Below are 940 nucleotides of genomic sequence, written 5' to 3'. Positions count from 1 at the left end.
ATGGTGCTCGGTCTGATCCAGGTCGAGAGCGCCTTCCGCAAGTACGCGATCTCCTCGGCGGGCGCGCGCGGCTACATGCAGGGGATGCCGTTCTGGATCAAGGTCATCGGCCGCGAGGACGACAACCTCTTCCACATGCGCACCAACCTGCGCTACGGCTGCACCATCCTGCGCCACTACCTCGACATCGAGAAAGGCAACCTCTTCCGTGCGCTGGGACGCTACAACGGCAGCCTGGGCAAGCCGGACTACCCCAACCTGGTCCGCGCCGCCTGGGAAAGGCACTGGACCTGGACGCCGCAGCAGCTTGCCTCCGCGGGCGCTTCCCAGCCGCAAAGCGGCGCCACGACGGCGCGCTGACCCCACCAGGGCATCGCGCTCACGAGGGGCACTACCGCCCCTCCACGCAGCACCGCACGGCTCGCGCCATGCGCGGACACGTCCGCTGCCATGCCGGGACCTGCCCCCTGCCGACCCGCTCAGCCCGCCACCGCGGCGAGCGCCCTCGGCTTGTCGTCGATCGCACGCAGCTCCTTGCCCGCGGCGCCCAGCGACTGCACGTCGCCAGACAGCTCGCCCCCCTCCTCGATGAGGATCTTGCCGTAGCGGATCTTGCCGCTCACCCGCCCGCCGGCGTGGATCAGCAGCTGTTTGCGGGCGGTGAGCTCACCCTCGAAATGGCCGTGGATCTCGGCGATGTCGATGCCGACCGTGCCCTTGAAGGCGCCCTTTTCGGCGATGCGCAACACGCGGCTGTCCATCGTCGCCTCGACCCGCCCCTCCACGACCAGGGTATCGCAGTCGAGGATCTCGGCGCCCTTGAGCTTCACCTCGGGACCGACGATCAGACGGCTCTCACCCACGGCCCCCGCAGCCGCCGCCGCCGCATCCGCGCGCTCGACCGCCTGCGGCTCGCGCGCTGCGGCCGAACCGCCGGTTT

2 protein-coding genes are annotated in these 940 nt (G+C 70.1%); one reads left to right on the top strand and one right to left on the bottom strand.

The genetic code is table 11. The features are described from left to right. The coding region (locus C665_RS19730) for a lytic transglycosylase domain-containing protein (protein ID WP_004330543.1) at positions 1-360 on the top strand (360 nt) is incomplete at its 5' end. 119 nt (positions 361-479) lie between these two features. On the opposite strand, the gene C665_RS19725 is transcribed toward C665_RS19730, so the two are convergent. After that, on the bottom strand, positions 480-940 hold a 461-nt coding region (locus tag C665_RS19725; RefSeq protein WP_004330542.1), incomplete at its 5' end, for a bactofilin family protein.

Source organism: Thauera aminoaromatica S2 (assembly GCF_000310185.1).
Lineage (GTDB): Bacteria > Pseudomonadota > Gammaproteobacteria > Burkholderiales > Rhodocyclaceae > Thauera > Thauera aminoaromatica.
Note: the sequence above shows the minus strand (reverse complement) of the source record. Positions and strands in the feature narration are given on the sequence as shown.